Raw genomic sequence first — 16502 nt, forward strand, 5'->3', positions numbered from 1 at the left:
CTGCGGCCAGGCCGCCGACCGGGGACCGCGTCGCGAATCCCAGTATCGAGGGTGACACTGGGTGTCAGACTAGAAACCTGGATTCAAAGAAGCAAGCGAGTGTGTCGGAGTACACTCGTCCCCATGAGCGCAGCGCCAAGCGGTACCCGTGAGATCAGCCGCCACGCGGTGCGAGCAGAGCTGGCTCGCGTCGCGTTCAACCGCTTCTGCCTCACCGGCTTCGACCAGGTCACCTTCACCGACCTCTCCGAAGCCGCCGGGGTGTCGCGGAGCACCTTCCTGCGCTACTTCGGCACCAAGGAAGACGTGGTCCTGTTCGTCTTCGACCCTGTCGGTGGCGTCATCGCCGACGCACTCGATGCCGAACGGGCCGACCGGAACGACTGGAGCAGATTGCGCAACGCCCTGGAGTCAGCCGTGAGGTTCCTCGTGCGCGACGTCCAGGAGCTCGTGACGATCCTCGGCCTCATCGAGCGGACCCCGGCCCTGTGCGCGCGCCTCCGCGAGAAGCAGGCTGCATGGCGCCCGGAGATCGTCGCCCGACTGCAGAAGACGACCTCCTCGGCCGACGGGTCGTCGGTCGTCGCCGAAGTGCGCGTGGCGGCGGCGCTCGAGATCCTGTGGATCGTCCTCGGGCAGTGGAGCGCGAGCGAAGGCCGAGAGGACCTCGGCAACCTGCTGGACACCGCGTTCGCCGCCTTCTCGGCCCCGGCACGCCAGCAGACGGACACTCCGTCGTAAAGGGCCGAAGCGGCGGCTTTCCCGGCGGTGCCGAAGCAGCCGAAAGGAGTGATCGGCCCGGCGGCAGTGATCGCGTCGTCGGAGCCCAGCCCAGGCCGCGGGCGCAGGAGACCGCCCCGTGCCCCCCTGTCCCGGAACAGCCGAGCAACCACTGGGCACCTCCTGCGAACGGCGGGGCGCGGGTCGAATCCGCCGGTTCTCAGCACCGCCCGTTTCCGGCTGCCTCAGAATCCGGGAACCCGATTCCGAAGAACGCGGCACACCGGCGGTGACGGCGGGGACGCGGTGCGGCCCACACGACCCCGGGGCAGGGACCAGCCTTTTTCCGGACGTGGGCGGGCATCCGCGACTTGGAGAACCAGCACGACGGGGCCCGGGAGCGTCCTACTCCCGGGCCCCGTCGTGGTCGGGTCAGCGGCGCGGTCGGCGTGCCGCGGCACCACGGTGCCGCCGCTCCCGCGAGCCCCCGGCAGGCACGGCGACCGGTACGCCCGAGGGCTCACGCGCTCCGGTCACCCTGGTCAGCTCCACGTCCTGGGCGTCCACCCGCGCGGTGTGCGCGTCGATCCGGGCCCGGCTCATCAGCCGGGTCATGTCGCGCCGCTGGCTGGGCAGCACGAGCGTGACCACGCTGCCCGCCTCGCCCGCGCGCGCGGTGCGTCCGCCCCGGTGCAGGTAGTCCTTGTGGTCGGTGGGCGGGTCGATGTTGACCACCAGGTCCAGCCCGTCCACGTGGATGCCGCGCGCGGCGACGTTGGTGGCGACCAGCGCGGTCACGGCGCCCCTCTTGAACTGGTCGAGGGTGCGGGTGCGCTGGGGCTGGGACCGCCCGCCGTGCAGCGGCGCGGCGAGGACCCCGTTGGCCAGCAGGTGCTCGGCCATCCGGTCCACGGCGCGCTTGGTGTCCAGGAACATGATCACCCGACCGTCGCGGGCCGCGATCCGGGTCACGACGTCCTGCTTGTCGGCGTGCGACACGTGCATGACGTGGTGCTCCATGGTGGAGACCGCGCCCTCGGACAGGTCGACCGAGTGGACCACCGGGTCGTTCAGGAACCGGCGGACCAGGGTGTCGACGTTGCGGTCCAGGGTGGCCGAGAACAGCATGCGTCGACCGTCGGCCGGAACCTGCTGGAGAATCGCGGTGACCTGCGGCATGAAGCCCATGTCGGTCATCTGGTCGGCCTCGTCCAGGACGGTGACCTCAACCTGGTCCAGAACACAGTCGCCGCGCTCCATCAGGTCGCGCAGGCGGCCCGGGGTGGCCACGACCAGCTCCACGCCCTGACGCAGGGCGCGGGACTGGCGGCTGATGGGCATGCCGCCCACCACGGTCGTCGCGTGCACCCCCACCGACCGCGCGTAGGGCGCCAGTGCGTCGGCCACCTGCTGGGCCAGCTCACGGGTGGGTGCGAGCACCACGGCCAGGGGGCGCCGGGGCTCGGCCTTGCGCCCGTCGAGCTGGGCGAGCAGAGCCAGTCCGAAGGCCAGGGTCTTGCCCGAACCGGTCCGGCTGCGGCCCAGGACGTCGCGTCCGGCCAGGGAGTTCGGCAGGGTGGCCGCCTGGATCTCGGACGGGACCGTCAGCCCCTGCCGGGTCAGGGTCCGCTTCAACGGTGCGGGCATGTCCAGCGCCTCGAAGGACTCCACCGGCGGGAGCGCTGGGGTGATGCTGACCGGGAGGGCGAACTCCCCGGAAGGACCGCCGGACCGGGGGTGTCCGGGCGTGCGGGGGCGCTGACGGCCGTATCCCCGGGAGGGACGACCGCGGCTGGTGTCGGTGCGGTGCGGATAACTCATGTGAGGCCTTTCGCCAGCGGCGCTCGCCGGGCGGGAGGCCTTTCGACCTCGCAGGGGGAAACCGGAGTACGCCGGATAAGTAATGCGGGTTTCCGCGCTCGTCCGGAGGACTCCGGGGCGCGGTGGACGCCGGTGCCGTTCGGGGGGTGACGGCTGGAAAACCGGGCGGAGAAAAAGGAAAAGCGGCAGGGGCCCAGCGCCCTGAGGGCGGGCCCCTGCCGCAGGAGGAGCGTCGGCTCCCCTAGACCAGGGTGATGTTCTCGGCCTGGGGACCCTTGGCCCCCGCCACGGCGTCGAACTGCACGGCCTGGCCCTCGGCCAGCTCGCGGTAGCCCGTGGCCTGGATGTTCGAGTAGTGGGCGAAGACGTCGGGGCCGCCGCCGTCCTGCTCGATGAAGCCGAAGCCCTTTTCGCCGTTGAACCACTTGACCGTACCGGTCGCCATAGGGATACCTCTCGTTCGGAGCATGAAGAAAACCGCGGATGACGATTTTCCCGTCACCGCGGTGATCGCCCGAAGAGATGGAGTCCATCGGGGTTCACGACTGCAACTCCTTAGAACCTATCACACAGGAATCCCCCTGCCCCGGAAAAGCGGTGTGCCGCAGGACACCGAAATGCGTAGTACAGGGGTTAGAGGAAATGTGTTGTGGCCGAAGTATTTTTTCTAGGCCGGGAAAACTCAGATCCTGTTTTCGGGAAATCCCCAGGCCGCCCCGCCCGACCCGGCGCCGGGTGGCCGCCCGTCGGGCACGGGAGTTGGGCACAGGCCACGGCCAGATCCGCCCGTTTTTCCGCGATCACCACCGCGCCCCTCTTCGCCCCCGGCGTTCGTCGCGGTGCCGGTCCGGTCGGAGCAACGTTGCCGACCCGCCGACCGGCCTTCACGCGCCGCGCACGGCTGCTTCAGCCGGTGGTGTTCGCCGCGCCGTATCTGGCCTCCATCATCAGTACGGCCTCGTCCACGACGCGTGCCATCGATGCGTCGTCAGGCGACCAGTCGATGAGCAGCATCCGGGGCCAGAAGACGTAGTTGGAGATCATCCCGAGGAACTGGGTCGCCGCCAGTTCCGTGTCGTCCAGCTTGGCCGTGCCCAGGGCGTTCTCGGCGTCGAGATAGCGGCGCACCGAGTCGAAGTAGGGCATCTTGCCGCGCTCGAAGTGGGCTTCGCCCAACTCGGGGAAGCGCGGCAGTTCGGCGATGACGATGCGGAAGAGGGCCGCCATGCCGGGCTGGGCGAGGAGGGTGACGTACCGGCGGCCGATCGCCGTCAGGCCCGCCCGCAGGTCGCCCGTCGGCGGGCGGAGGTCTCCGTCGTCCTCAACCGTCCAGGACTCCGTCACGATCGCGTCGAACAGAGCCGCCTTGGTCGGGAACTGCTTGAACAGAGTCGCCTTCGACACCCCGGCCGCCTCGGCGACCTTGGCCAGTGAGGTGCCGGCGTACCCGGCGTCGAGGAACAGTCGGGTGGCGGCCTTGATGATGGCCGCCCGCTTCTGCTCGGCGACGCGCCGGTGGTAGGGCGAGGGCTCCGTCGTCATGGGCGCCACTCTACGCGAGGCGAGCCACTTGACTCACCACCCGTCATGTACGTAGCTTTGGCGAGGCGAGTCACTCGACTCACCATTGTTTCGCAGGGAGGACCGCGTCATGGGACGCTTCGACAAGCAGACCGTTCTCGTCACCGGCGGCACTGGCGGGCAGGGGGCCAGCCACGTTCGGGCCTACCACGAGGAGGGGGCGAACGTTGTCATCGCCGCGCTCTCCGAAGGGCCTGGCAAGGAGCTCGCCGCCGAACTCGGCGAGCGGGCACTGTTCGTTCGTCTGGACGTCACCGACGAGGACGCCTGGGCGGCGGCGGTCACCGAGACCGAACGCCGGTTCGGTCCGATCGGGATCCTGGTCAACAACGCCGGCGTCCAGAACCCCGCGGTGCCGATCGAGGCCACCGAACGGCGGGTCTGGGACCGCGTACTCGACGTCAACCTCACCGGCACGTTTCTCGGCACCAAGACCGTGACCCCGTCACTGCGCCGCAACGGCGGCGGAGTGATCGTCAACATCGCCTCCACGATGGCCCACGCCGGCACCTCGCTCTACGCGCCGTACGTCGCCAGCAAGTGGGCGTTGCGCGGGCTCACCAGGACCGCCGCGCTGGAGCTGGGTCGAGACGGCATCCGGGTCAACTCCATCCACCCCGGCGTCATCTCCACCCCGTTGGTCAACGAACCGATCGCCGGTCAGCCGCCCATCGCCGACTTCTACTCGCCCGAGCCGTACGCCATCCCCCGAATGGGAACCCCGGCCGACATCACCGCACTCCTCCTCTACCTCACCTCGGCCGACGCCTCGTTCGTCACGGGCTCGGAGTTCGTCGCGGACGGCGGGCTCCTGCTCGGCCCCGCCCTGCAACCCGACACGGCGGCAGCCTGACCGGATCGCCAGCCGCCCTGAACGGCACCGCCTCCTCAGCGACGCCACGGCGAGGCGCAGACTACGCCTTCCACGTGACCAACCTGAGGTGCGTGTACCTGACCGTCATCGAGCCCAACGCCGGGGCGATCCGCGCCTACGAGAAGGCGGGGTTCAAGCGGCAGGGGATGCGGCGCAACTCCAACCAGTGGCTGGGCGAGACCGTCAACGAGGTGCTGATGGACGCCGTCCCCGAGGAGTTCGAGGGTCCCTCACTCGTCAAGGCCCAGTTCCGGATGCGAACCTCCGGTGCCCGCTGTGCTCGGCGAGCGTATGCGTCCGTGGGGCGCGGGCCGTGGCCAGCGGACTTCGGACCGGCCGAGGCGTTAGGGATCGGTCTGAGTGGGTTCGGGCGCGCTGTTGCTCCGGTGTGCTCCGTCGAGGTGGAGGCGCGGCCGAGGCTGGAGGGCACACACGGAGCGACCAGACGGCCCCAGACGCACGAAAACCCCAGGGCGAGGACCTCGAAAACAGCCTCTGGCCTGGGGTTTTGCGGGTAGGCCCCCAGGGGCTCGAACCCTGAACCCACGGATTAAAAGTCCGCGTGTGCGCGGGCGAAACGCCCCGATATGCGGTGTTTCGTTCCGACTCATCTGGGCGGCGCCGTCCCGCTACATGCCGCCGAAGACCACCCCATGTCATCGCGTTCCGGAACAGCGGAGCAATCCCCGAGCATTTCGTCGGCCTGCGAGGTTCGGATCAAATCCGTTGGCGACTCGAGTTGGTCTCACAACAGGCAGTCGCTTAAACGCGTATGTACGATAAGCGAGCCTTGCCGGGCATACAACAGAGTATCTTGCCAATCGGGCAGGCGAGAGGTCCGCCCTGGGCTTGCGCCAGGGCGGACTTGAGATAGGTCAGGCAGTGTTGTGTACCTGGCTGGCGTGGTCGATGAACTCGAAGATCTGCACCGCTGCCCAGGGGCCCGAACTGGGGATCGCGCCTTCCCGCTTGCGCAGTTTGCGCCAAGCCGTAGCCCAGCGCCGCACGTCATCTCGGTCGCCGCCGCATCCTTCGATGAAGGCTTCCACGATATGGAGCTTGGGCAGGCGGCCACCGTTGAGTGCGGTGTTGAGCGTCGAGTACGCGATCTTATGCCTGCAGTTGTCGCTCATCTTCCGGAAGGAGGGTTCACCTGCCCAGATCCGGTACTCACGCAGCGCCTCCAAGAACTCCTCGGCAGAGGAGGTCTGAAGCGGATCGGGACGTTCGTCGTACTCGCCGAAATCTTCGATAGCCTTCCGGGCCGGAACCCCACGCTCAACCACGACCCGAGGTCCTCGAAGACGTTCCTTTGGCTGATCCACCGTAGGAGAAGGCTTGATTTCTCCCAAAGGAGAAGAGGAGCGATAGTTCCTAAGATTCTGTCCGCTGTTTCGGAGCGAGGCCATCGACCTCTGCCTATGCTTCCTCAACTCGGTAAGCACGCCATCCCGGAGGATCACCGGCATTACGTCGCGTTCTGAGACGGACGTCACCCCGTACTCGGGCTCGCCGAACAGGTCCTGGCTGTCGAGCGTGCGGCGGATGTAGGGACGGTGCGTTTCCGGGTCGCGCCAGACCCGGAGGTAGGTCCCATTGTGGACAGGCATACCTTCGTAAAGGACGCCCTCCTTCATCTTGCGGGGGACCAGCTCCTCATCGAAACCCGACAGCTTCATCAGACGCCTTCCTGGGTCCGCACCAGGCGGGAAGACAGGTCGGCCGCGACAATCACGACGATGGCAACCAGTCCCAGCGAGCCGAGCAGGCCGTACCCGGAAACAGTGAGCACGCAGACCAGCGCGAGAATGAGGAGGGAGAGGAGAAGGCGCCCGGCCATCGAGTGTCCGCAAAAAGAGAAACTGAACATAGGTGTCCTGTCTTTCGAAAATTGCCCTTGACGGAGACCGTCATCGATCTGCCTACGGGTGGTTAGTCCGCGTAACGGGCGGGGATCGATTTCACCAAGTTACCGCATTCTTGAGGGGTGTGCACCCTCTCTCGCAAGTGTGTTGTAGATCATATTATGGCTTGGCTTGATCCAATGGCAGCGCACTGGGCTGGTGCGATGCCATCTCCCGTTTCCCAGAGTCCTCTTCTGCTTCTCACAGTTCGACTCTGTTTCGAGGTGTTTAGAAACGTTAATATCTGTTCAGATTAGTTCTTATCTTTTTCGTAGAAGCTTTTCATTGGAAATCCGAGTTAGGATCGCCAACAAGTTCGCGGATGAACCAGACGCCACGCGTTTGGTTTCTGATTGCCGAGCTAGAGAGATCCCCGAAGAGCTTGCCTGTCGTTGCCCTTGACGGAGCTTGGGGAACCAGAGTGTTGACCCTGTGGTGGGGTCGACTGCGCCGCCAGCGGCCTCTGGATGCATCGCCTGGGGAGAGCGGATTGCATCGCTCTTCCCAGGCGCGCCTGTGTCGTATACGAGATGATCTGTCTCGACCAGACCATGAACTCCCCATGGGAATCGTTCGGGAGCGCTCTGGGTCACCCACCTCTGGCGGCCCTGACTACCGATAAGCCCCATGTAGTGATGGCCGCACCGGCACAGCGCTGTCCTAGGGTGCCGGTGTGAGCACTCAATGGACGATCCACGGCGAGAAGCTCGTGGACCAGAACCGGCACATCCGCCTCTCCACCGTCGACGTCACCCTCCCGGACGGGGTGTCCTTCACCCAGTACGTCGTGACGATGCCCCCCGCCGCGATGACGCTCGTGGTCAACGACCAGCGCGAAGCCCTGCTGATGCGGCGACACCGATTCATCATCGACCGATGGGTGTGGGAACTGCCCGGCGGTTACGTCGACGGTGCCGAGGACATCGAGGCCGCGGCGGCACGTGAGGTCGAGGAGGAGACCGGGTGGCGGCCCCGCTCGATGGAGCACATGGTGACCTTCCAGCCCGCCATCGGATCGGTGGACCAGCCCCAGATCATCTACCTGGCCCGAGGTGCCGACCTCACCGACACCCCTCCAGACGTCAACGAAGCCCAGGAGATCCGCTGGTGGCCCCTGGAGGAGGCGGTAGAGATGATCGCCCGGGGAGAGATCGTCGGCGCCTCCACCGTGGTCGCCCTGTACCGGGCACTCACCCTGGTATGACCTCCCTGACCCGTGCCGTGAACTCCTCCACCTCGGGCAGGTTCTCGTGAGGCCGGAGCCGGTGCCGCAGACGGCGCAGGTAGGACAACACACGTTGTGACTGCAACCCCTCCACCAGGTTCAGAGCCACTCCACCGACCCGCACCGCTTCCTCCGGTTCGTCGGTGGCGTGGGCGGTGGCGAGCATCAGGAGGTTGAACGTCCTGCCGCGTACGTAGTCGGTGTTCATCTTCAGGGACTGCTCGGCGTACACAGCCGTCTGGGCGTCATTGCCCAGAGCGAGGAAGCAGTGCGCGACCTTGGCCGCGAGGTAGGCGTTGTCGAAGTAGGCCAGCCACTCCGGCGGGCTGGGGTCGTCCGCTTCGAAGGCCTTCACCCCCGCCCGCAGGGAGCGGGACGTGGCCCGTGGGTCTGAGAGTCCGGCGTGCCCGTGGGCTTCGATGAGGTGGCACTCCGCCGCGAGCGCGGGGTGCCCGGCCCGGTGGGCGGCGGATTGCGCCGCCCTCGCCAGGTCCACGGCTTCTGCCGACCGCCCGATATAGGTGGCCTGGTGGCCCATCGCCGCGAGGATCTCGGCGCACAACCCGTCATCCCCGGATGTCTGAGCCATGCGCAGGGCCTGGATCAGGTACCGCTGGGCGAGTCCGTGCTCCTCGCAGTCGTAGGCCATCCATCCCACGGCCTTGGTGAGTTCGGCGGCTGCCGAGAACAGATCCCGGCCGACCTCCTCCGTGTAGCTGCCCCGCAGCAGCGGGGCGACGTTGGCGTCGAGGTACTGCACGACGGTGCTGCGGATGCGGCCCCCGCCAACGCGGTTGTCCAAGTCCCGGAAGGCACGCGTCATCTGCCGGATGGCCGAGATCTCGGGCCGTCCGACACGGATCCGGCCGCGATGGGCGGGTCCGGACGCAGGAGGCTGGGTGAGCCACCGTACGGTCGCGCTGGGGTAGGCCGCCGTCGAGTATCCGCCGAGGACATCGCGACGGCGTTCGCCGTCAGCCCGGTAGAGCTGACCGACAGTGGTGATCCCTGTCGTCCAGGACAGCGGAAACTCCAGGGTCCGTGCCTCGTCGTCGGGAAGACCGCAGTCCTCCGGAAGTACGAGGCGCCCCAGCGCCTCGGAGAGGACGGCCGCGATGATTCCGGGGACTGGCCGCTGCGGACGTTCGCCCGACATCCAGCGACGGACGCTGTTGTGGTCGTAGGAGAGCGACAACCCCTGCTCTCTGCCCCGATCCACGACCCTGCGGGCAAGCCCCTTGGCGGGCATTCCAGCCTCGTCCAGGAGTTCCACGAGCTGGACGTTCGGCTGCTTGGGGGTACGCGCCACAGCTTCTCCACGAGTTCGGGTCGAAGGCAGTGTGCCACGGCTGCCGGTGCGCGAGTGGGGATCCCGCGAAACGCACTCCCCCCTCGCGCTCCTTTGCGGGGGCGCACACGTCCATCTCCCGAGGTCACGCCTTCACCGAAGCCGTCAGGAAATGGAGGGTGGGACCGACAAGCGCCTCGGTGGCGGAATCGGTTGTGAGAGGGAAGAGGACGGATGGACAACACGAAGGCTGAGGATCAGGAGACTCACGAGGAGCTGCTGGTCGAACTCGGGGACGCGGCAGACCTGACGCTCGGCCAGGGCCGGGCCCAGAACGAGAACAAGCGCAACCCCTACAACTGACCGCTGACGGGGCGCCCGGACACAGGTTCGGGTGCCCCGTTCATGAAGCAGGAGGAAACTCCCATGTGGTTCGGCGGTTCTACCGGCCCACCCTTCCACCGGCCGGTCGGTGCGCTACCGGTCTCACCGCGGCTTCCCCAGGTGTGGGCGAGCGCCGACTGGCCAGAACACGAACGAATGCTCGTCTCCCACGGTGATCGGCACATCGTGGTGTTCGGTCCGTGCGGCGCCACGGTCGAGCAAATCCACCGCGCCACGGAACACGCCGTCCCGGACGACGCGGTCTGGAGGTGGTCCGGCAGCTACGTCGTGATCCAGATCGAGTCCTCCACGACCACCGTCTGGACCGATCTCAGCTCGGCCGTTCCCGTCTACACCCGCTCCACCCGGCAGGGAACGGTGTGGGCCTCCAGCTCCCGCCTCCTGTCCTGCCTGGACGGCCCTCCCCAGGTGAACACCGCGATGGTGGCCGCCAGGCTGATCAGTCCGGACAGCGCCGAAGGTGAGCAGGGCTCGTTCTTTCACGGGGTGAAGAGGATGCCCGCCGGACACCGTGTCCGGATGTCCGGTGAGGGCGAGCCCACCATGAACCCGGTATGGGGACCGACGCCGTACCCCGATGGGCACGCGCGCCGTCTGCGGTCCGCACTCGAAGGAGCGGTGGCCGTTCGTGTGGACCGCTCGGCTCGGCCGAGCACGGACTTCTCCGGCGGTTTCGACTCCACAGCCCTCGGTCTCCTGGCCGCCGAACGGCTGGCTCCGCGAAAGCGACGGATCACGGGGGTCACCGTCCATCCCGCAGGAGTACACCAGGGTGGAGATCTGGACTACGCCCGTGAGGCCGCCGACCATCCCGGACTCCGTCACCGGTGGATGCCCTTGACCGAGGAACACTCGCCCTACGGTGGTCTCGGGTTCGTCCCCGCCACGGACGAACCGGCACCCTCTACGGTCTCCTACGCCTACTTCTCCGGACAGTTGGTGTGGCTCGCCGAACATGTGGGCTCGGACCTGCACATGACCGGTGACGGAGGCGATGCCCTCCTCCTGACGTCTCCGTACCACCTGGTCGAGCTGCTGTGGCGTGGCAGGTTCGCGCGGGCCCTCGGTGAGGCCGCCCGGTGGGCGCATGTTCGCCGGATGTCGATCCTGGACGCCTTGCGTGCCGCGAACTCCAGGAACGGTCCTGATCCGGTGCCCTCCTGGGTGCACGCGAAGACTCCGACCGGGCGTGGACCCGGCGGTCTCTCCCTGGAGAGCCGGACCCAACGAATGTTGATGCGGATCATGGCGCAGGCCGGGCGCACGGCCCGCGCTGACGCCCAGATCGCCGAGGCCTTCGGTGTGGCGCTGCACAACCCCTACTTCGACTCCCAGGTCATCGACGCTTACCTGTCAGTACCCGTCGACAGCCTGCCCGGGCCAGCGCGCTACAAACCGATCATGGCCGAGGCTATGCGGGACCTGTTCCCCGCCAGGCTCGTTCGGCGCACCACCAAGGGGGATGCGTCCAGTGACCATCACCAGGGGCTGAGAAGGGCGCTGCCGGAACTGCTCGACCTCGTGGACGGTCGTCTGGCCGAAGCCGGTCTGGTGGACGTCACTCTGCTGCGCGGTGCACTGCGACGTGCCGCGATGGGCATCGGGGACGAGTTGGCCCAGATCGAGTCCACGGTGGCAACGGAAGTCTGGCTGCGGTCAGTACGAGCTTCTCCCGTGATCGCGTGGGAGACAGAGGAACGGGTGGAGGCGGTATGACGGGCTTTCTGATGCCTTCCCCAGGGGTACGCGCCTGTGACTTGGGATCAGCGACGGTGCTGGTGCACTACGGGACAGGAGCTGTTCAGGCTCTCTCCCCAGGAGCCGGAAAGTGGTGGGAACTGGCGGGAGAGGACACCGCACTGGCCGCGCTCCTGCGCAGGACCGGGATGGTGGTGGTGTCCGCGAACCCGGTCCCCGGTTCACCGCCCGTCCCGGGGCGGCGTTGGGAGGCGAGCTGGGGTGTGCAGGAACTCCCGATGGGATTCACCGAGTTCCCCAGGGTCGCGTTCTCCCGGATGATCGTCGCTTCTGGAGCGCTGCTCATGGTCCTCACGAACGCGCGGATCGGACCACGTCGCTCTCGCATGAACCGTATGGTCCGCCTCGCGCAGAACGTCTCGAAGTTCGGCCGTCGTCCTGCCACCACGGCCGAAGCCGCCGAAGTCGTCCACGCCGTGCGGCGGCTCGGCCTGTTCTCGCCCGTACGGGTCGCCTGCTTGGAAGAATCGGTGGCCGCGGCATTGGCCCTGGCCGCCCTCGGACGCGGCGTGCGCTGGTGCCACGGCGTGATCGCCGACCCCATTCGTCTGCACGCCTGGATCGAGGCGGAGGGGCGCCCGGTGGCCGAACCCGACAGCACACGGCGGTGCACGGCACTGCTGACCATCCCAACAGCGGAGGAGACCACGTGAGCGACCCCCTGATCTGGCTGCGCGGCGACAAAGCCGGAATCGGCCCGCTGCGCGCCGACCTCGTGGAGGAGTACTGGAAGTGGGAGCAGTCGATCCCCACCATCGTCGGCTACAACCGGCAAACTCCGCAGCCGTTGGAGTCCACGCGGGAGATCCTCGTGGAGGGCTACGGTCGCGCCTCGGATAGGGAACTGCGGTTCACCGTCTACGACCTGACCGGGGAGAGCCCGTGCCCGGTTGGCCTGGCCCAGGTCTACATCGACCAGATGCGGCGCAACGGCGAGTACGTGGTGGCCCTGGGCGAGTCCCGGGGCAGGGGCGTGGGCACCGAGGCCACTCGGCTGGTGCTGGACTACGCCTTCCACGTGACCAACCTGAGATGCGTGTACCTGACCGTCATCGAGCCCAACGCCGGGGCGATCCGCGCCTACGAGAAGGCGGGGTTCAAGCGGCAGGGGATGCGGCGCAACTCCAACCAGTGGCTGGGCGAGACCGTCAACGAGGTGCTGATGGACGCCGTCCCCGAGGAGTTCGAGGGTCCCTCACTCGTCAAGGCCCAGTTCCAGATGTGAACCTCCGGTGCCCACCGAGCACGGTGGGCACCGGAGGTCAGCCCGTGTGCAGGCCGCCGAGGAAGCGAGCCCACGCGCCCGGGGTGAAGTCCAGCGGCTCCAGGTTGGGGTTCTGGTTGTCCCGGATCCCGGTCACGGGCCCTTCGGAGACCTCCACGCAGGTGCCGGCCTCGTTGCTGTAGCTGGACTTGTGCCACGGCGTGGTCTGGATGCTCATGTGGGGAACCCTTTTCAGTCGAGTGCGGCGATCCGGTCCCGGACCAGGTCGCGGGAACGCTCGGGAGACAGCGCCGCCGCCCTCAGGTGGTGGGACCTCAGTTCATGGTGCTGCATGTCCTCGGAGGCGTCGAACAGCAGCCCCTGGGGCGGCACGTCCACGTGCCCGACACGGTCGTCCCCGATCCACAGCAGACAGAACCCGTAGTTCAGGCTCATGCCCTCGGACTGGGGAAGGATCTGGAGGTCGATGCTGGGATGGTCGCTCAGCTCCAGCAGGTGTTCGAGCTGGGCGCGCATCACCCTGGGACCGCCGACCTGGCAGGTGAGGACGGGCTCGTCGACCACCCACCACATCCGAGGCGGGTGGTCGCGGTACAGGATGCTGCGGGACCGCTCCAACCGGGCCTCCAGCCTGCGTTCGCGCTCGGCCTCGTCCGGGACCGCGCCGCGCCCCATCAGCGCCCGGATGTAGTCGGGATGCTGGGCCAGGCCGCTGAAGAGGCCGAGGGTGTACTCGAAGATCTGGTCAGCCTCGTACTCCAACGGGTAGTACGCCCCGCCGGGAACGTCCTCGTAGGCGTTCCACCAGGCGGAGGAGCGGTTGCGACTGGCGGCCTTGGCGATGTGGGCGAGCTCTTCCCTCAGTTCGTCGGAAGCCTTGTAGAAGCGGCAGAGCGCGTCGATCTCCGGACCGCTCAGGCGCTTCCACTTGCCGTTCTCGATCCGGGAGACCTTGGACTTGTGCCAGCCCATCTCCTCAGCGGCCTCCTCCTGGGACAGGCCGGTCTGGGCGCGTAGCCGCTTGAGCTGGCTGACCAGGTAGTGCCGCCGGGCGGGAGAACCCTGGACCGGAGAGCCCTCGGGCATCTCCACCTCCTGTCTTCGCTGCGCGGGCATGGTCATCTTCCCACCCGCATGAAACACACATCGTTACTCATTGTACTCATAGCGACTTGCTTTGCTTGTAATTTGCGTTGTTGCAAATCATGATGGACGTACAGCGGGCCGGAAGTGAGCGGTTGCCCGGCCTGCTTCGCATCAGTGACGACAGCGAGGTGATGTGCGGTGAACGGAGTCATGTGCGTCTGGAGGCGTCCGGGGCCGGAGGACGTGGGACTGGCCAGGTGCCTGGTGGACGGGGCACTGGCGGCGGCCGAGGTGGACGAGGCCGGTCTGGGCGTGGCCCGGCTGGCGGTGAGCGAGGCATTCACCAACGCCTTGGTCCACGGTCGTCCCGAGGTCGGCGTGGAGGTCTGGACGCGGCCGGGCCGCTGCGGGGTGGTCGAGGTGTACGACACGGGGTCGACCCTCCCTGTGTTTCCACAGCCGGAGGAGCTGGCCCGGGTGATCGACGACCACGGGCGCGGACTCGGGCTCATCCGGGCGTTCGCCCGAGAGGTGTGCGGGGTCTACCGCTGTGGCGTGGGCAAGCGGGTGTGGTTCGCGGTGGCGATGGACGGGAGCGCCCTGGACATGAGCCGAACCCGCGCGCTGGTCGAGGAGCACGCGCGTCTGCGGGCACCACGGTCCGCGGCGCTCATGGCCTGAGCACGCCTCATGGAGCTGGAAGCGAGACGCCCCGGCTGGTGCGGGCACACCCGCCGGGGCCTGATCACCACCCGGATGAGCAGGAGGAAACCGTGAGGAAGTGTAGTGCTCGGCGTCGGCGGCATCGAGGAGCCCGGCCCTACCTGGCGCGCTACGAGCTGCTCGTGGAGGCGGCCGGTGCGGTCACGGCACGCCACCTGGCCAGGTGGCGACCCGCGGAACTCGACGCCCTGATCGAGCTGGTCAGCGTCTGGCGCAGCTAAGGAGACACGGCCCGTGCCCCTCACCTGGGAAGACCGAGCAAGGGATTGTGCGTCCGTGGGGTGCGGGCCGTGACCAGCGGACTTCGGACCGACCGAGGAGATAGGGACCGGTCTGAGTGGGTTCGGGCGCGCTGTTGCTCCGGGCTGCTCGTCAAGGTGGAGGCACGGCCGAGGCCGAAGAGCACACATGGAGCAACCAGACGGCCCCGAGAACGGGAAAACCCCAGGGCGAGGACCTCGAAAACAGCCTCTGACCTGGGGTTTTGCGGGTAGGCCCCCAGGGGCTCGAACCCTGAACCCACGGATTAAAAGTCCGTTGCTCTGCCAATTGAGCTAGAGGCCCGCGATACGGCTCGGAGCATGGTCCCAGCCATCGCCGGAGCCAACTCTACCGCAGCCATACGGGCTCTGGACGGCCGGTACACCCGGCGGGGCAAGGGCTTACCCCCCGATCGGCGGACCCTGGCCGACGGGTCCCCGCGACGGAACCGCGCGGTGACGTGGAGCACACCCACGCGACAGGGGAGTCCGCCGGTTTCCCGGCACCACGCGCCCCTTCCGCCCCAACACGAGCGCGGTGTCGTGCCCGAGCCCGGCCGCGACCACCTGGGCTACCGCGGCTACGGCATAGGCACGGCCCTCCGACAGGGCCCCGTGCGCCCCGTCACGGAGCGGTGGCGATCGTGCGTCTCACCCAACCGCTCTCACCGCTCCGCACTGGCGGGATCAGGCCGGCGGGCAGCCCGAACCGTCGGCGCAGGGGACCTCGCCGGGCCCGGCGCCCTCCTCCGGGCGCCGCCGCTCCAGCAGGACGGTGTCGCGCCAGATCCCGTGGTGGCGGGCGACGCGCTCGCGCACGCCCACGGTGCGGTAGCCCACCTGGTGGTGCAGGGCCAGGCTGGCGCGGTTCTCGGGGAAGATCGAGGTCTGGAGCGTCCACAGCCCCGCCGTGTCGGCCTCGGTGACCTGCCGGTACAGCAGCGCCTTGCCCACGCCCCGGCCGCGCGCGTCCTCGGCGACGTAGACCGAGGTCTCGGCCACCCCGGCGTAGACCTCGCGAGCGGAGACGGGTGAGGCGGCGGCCCAGCCGACGACGCGGCCGCCCGACTCGGCCACCCAGCGGTGCCCGGGCGTCCACCGGTCCTTCAGCGCGTCCGCTCCGGGGACCTCGGTCTCGAAGGTGGCGTGGCCGCTGGCGATGCCCTGGGCGTAGATCTCCCGGACCGCGTCCAGGTCGGCGTCGGCCATGGCGCGGGTGGTGACGTCGGCGGGCAGGTCGGTGGGGCAGCACGGGCGGGCGTTGAGCATGCCCATCACCGCGTCGGCGGCGTGCGGCAGGCCGGTGCAGCAGGCGGGGTTGACCGCGACCCGGGTGGAGGTGCCCGCCTTGGTGAGGGTCACGAACCCGACCTCGGCGAGCTTGCGCAGGTGGTGGGAGACGGTGGGCTGGCGGACCTCCACCATCTCGGCGAGCTGGCCCACGCTGACCGAGCCGGGGGTGGTGGCGATGGCGTGCAGGAGCCGGACGCGCATGGGTTCGGCCAGGCAGGCGAACCAGGCGGCGTAGGTCTCGGCGTCAGTGGCGGGGAGGAGGCCGCCTTCGCGCTCGGGCGTCGTCACAGTCATGACACCCATTATCGACGAAGATCTATGGTTGCGTCCATCGACTTC

Annotated in this window: 19 protein-coding genes and 1 tRNA gene; 10 read left to right on the top strand and 10 right to left on the bottom strand. The window is 68.0% G+C overall.

Annotation, left to right across the window (positions count from 1 at the left end):
• Positions 1-123: 123 nt before the first annotated feature.
• Positions 124-741, top strand: a complete 618-nt coding sequence (locus tag NDAS_RS22105) for a TetR family transcriptional regulator (RefSeq protein ID WP_013155471.1) — start codon at positions 124-126, stop codon at positions 739-741.
• 411 nt (positions 742-1152) lie between these two features.
• Here the strand turns inward: NDAS_RS22105 and NDAS_RS22110 are convergent, their stop codons facing one another.
• The 3 genes from NDAS_RS22110 to NDAS_RS22120 all read right to left on the bottom strand — a co-directional run bounded on the left by NDAS_RS22110 (position 1153) and on the right by NDAS_RS22120 (position 4083).
• Complete coding sequence (locus tag NDAS_RS22110; RefSeq protein ID WP_013155472.1) at positions 1153-2541, bottom strand: DEAD/DEAH box helicase; 1389 nt, start codon at positions 2539-2541, stop codon at positions 1153-1155.
• Between the two features lie 241 nt (positions 2542-2782).
• Positions 2783-2986, bottom strand: a complete 204-nt coding sequence (locus NDAS_RS22115) for a cold-shock protein (RefSeq protein WP_013155473.1) — start codon at positions 2984-2986, stop codon at positions 2783-2785.
• A gap of 461 nt (positions 2987-3447) precedes the next feature.
• Positions 3448-4083 carry a TetR/AcrR family transcriptional regulator gene (locus NDAS_RS22120; protein WP_013155474.1) on the bottom strand — a complete coding sequence of 212 codons (636 nt, stop codon included), beginning with the start codon at positions 4081-4083 and terminating at the stop codon, positions 3448-3450.
• A gap of 109 nt (positions 4084-4192) precedes the next feature.
• Here NDAS_RS22120 and NDAS_RS22125 point away from each other — a divergent pair, with 109 nt between their 5' ends.
• The gene (locus tag NDAS_RS22125) at positions 4193-4975 is read left to right on the top strand and encodes an SDR family NAD(P)-dependent oxidoreductase (protein ID WP_013155475.1); all 783 of its coding nucleotides are present in this window, start codon (positions 4193-4195) and stop codon (positions 4973-4975) included.
• A 74-nt stretch (positions 4976-5049) separates the two neighbouring features.
• Positions 5050-5514, top strand: a complete 465-nt coding sequence (locus NDAS_RS29375) for a GNAT family N-acetyltransferase (RefSeq protein WP_232051600.1) — start codon at positions 5050-5052, stop codon at positions 5512-5514.
• Between the two features lie 357 nt (positions 5515-5871).
• On the opposite strand, the gene NDAS_RS27670 is transcribed toward NDAS_RS29375, so the two are convergent.
• A complete protein-coding gene (locus NDAS_RS27670) occupies positions 5872-6675 on the bottom strand; it encodes a hypothetical protein (RefSeq protein ID WP_013155476.1) in 804 nt (267 codons plus the stop codon).
• A complete protein-coding gene (locus NDAS_RS22140; RefSeq protein WP_013155477.1) occupies positions 6675-6866 on the bottom strand; it encodes a hypothetical protein in 192 nt (63 codons plus the stop codon). Before NDAS_RS22140 ends, NDAS_RS27670 begins: the two co-directional genes overlap by 1 nt.
• Positions 6867-7573: 707 nt before the next feature.
• On the opposite strand from NDAS_RS22140, the gene NDAS_RS22145 reads away from it, so the two are divergent.
• Entirely contained in the window at positions 7574-8104 is a 531-nt protein-coding gene (locus tag NDAS_RS22145; protein ID WP_013155478.1) for an NUDIX hydrolase, read from the top strand.
• On the opposite strand, the gene NDAS_RS22150 is transcribed toward NDAS_RS22145, so the two are convergent.
• Positions 8091-9434, bottom strand: a complete 1344-nt coding sequence (locus NDAS_RS22150) for a hypothetical protein (RefSeq protein WP_013155479.1) — start codon at positions 9432-9434, stop codon at positions 8091-8093. The two genes, NDAS_RS22145 and NDAS_RS22150, sit on opposite strands and share 14 nt — an antisense overlap.
• A gap of 213 nt (positions 9435-9647) precedes the next feature.
• Between NDAS_RS22150 and NDAS_RS28715 the strand changes: the two genes are divergently transcribed.
• From NDAS_RS28715 to NDAS_RS22165, 4 genes are all read left to right on the top strand, one after another.
• Positions 9648-9776, top strand: a complete 129-nt coding sequence (locus tag NDAS_RS28715; protein WP_013155480.1) for an albusnodin family lasso peptide — start codon at positions 9648-9650, stop codon at positions 9774-9776.
• A 42-nt stretch (positions 9777-9818) separates the two neighbouring features.
• Positions 9819-11534, top strand: a complete 1716-nt coding sequence (locus tag NDAS_RS22155; protein WP_126625015.1) for an albusnodin/ikarugamycin family macrolactam cyclase — start codon at positions 9819-9821, stop codon at positions 11532-11534.
• 260 nt (positions 11535-11794) lie between these two features.
• Positions 11795-12229: a lasso peptide biosynthesis B2 protein gene (locus tag NDAS_RS28220; RefSeq protein WP_049800325.1), complete on the top strand. Its 435-nt coding sequence runs from the start codon at positions 11795-11797 to the stop codon at positions 12227-12229.
• Positions 12226-12801, top strand: coding sequence for a GNAT family N-acetyltransferase (locus NDAS_RS22165; protein ID WP_013155483.1), 576 nt, complete (start codon positions 12226-12228; stop codon positions 12799-12801). The genes NDAS_RS28220 and NDAS_RS22165 overlap by 4 nt, the downstream gene beginning before the upstream one ends.
• Positions 12802-12838: 37 nt before the next feature.
• Here the strand turns inward: NDAS_RS22165 and NDAS_RS22170 are convergent, their stop codons facing one another.
• Together NDAS_RS22170 and NDAS_RS22175 are read right to left on the bottom strand one after the other, a co-directional pair.
• Positions 12839-13018 (bottom strand): DUF397 domain-containing protein, encoded by a 180-nt coding sequence (locus tag NDAS_RS22170; protein WP_013155484.1) that lies wholly within the window; start codon positions 13016-13018, stop codon positions 12839-12841.
• Positions 13019-13032: 14 nt separating this feature from the next.
• Positions 13033-13917 carry a helix-turn-helix domain-containing protein gene (locus NDAS_RS22175; RefSeq protein ID WP_232051601.1) on the bottom strand — a complete coding sequence of 295 codons (885 nt, stop codon included), beginning with the start codon at positions 13915-13917 and terminating at the stop codon, positions 13033-13035.
• A 168-nt stretch (positions 13918-14085) separates the two neighbouring features.
• Between NDAS_RS22175 and NDAS_RS22180 the strand changes: the two genes are divergently transcribed.
• Positions 14086-14568, top strand: coding sequence for an ATP-binding protein (locus tag NDAS_RS22180; RefSeq protein ID WP_013155486.1), 483 nt, complete (start codon positions 14086-14088; stop codon positions 14566-14568).
• A 92-nt stretch (positions 14569-14660) separates the two neighbouring features.
• Entirely contained in the window at positions 14661-14831 is a 171-nt protein-coding gene (locus NDAS_RS28995; protein ID WP_013155487.1) for a hypothetical protein, read from the top strand.
• Between the two features lie 270 nt (positions 14832-15101).
• Here the strand turns inward: NDAS_RS28995 and NDAS_RS22185 are convergent.
• Together NDAS_RS22185 and NDAS_RS22190 are read right to left on the bottom strand one after the other, a co-directional pair.
• Positions 15102-15174: transfer RNA gene (locus tag NDAS_RS22185), tRNA-Lys, on the bottom strand.
• A gap of 383 nt (positions 15175-15557) precedes the next feature.
• Positions 15558-16457 (bottom strand): helix-turn-helix domain-containing GNAT family N-acetyltransferase, encoded by a 900-nt coding sequence (locus NDAS_RS22190; protein ID WP_041553269.1) that lies wholly within the window; start codon positions 16455-16457, stop codon positions 15558-15560.
• Positions 16458-16502 lie beyond the last annotated feature (45 nt).

Source organism: Nocardiopsis dassonvillei subsp. dassonvillei DSM 43111 (assembly GCF_000092985.1).
GTDB lineage: Bacteria > Actinomycetota > Actinomycetes > Streptosporangiales > Streptosporangiaceae > Nocardiopsis > Nocardiopsis dassonvillei.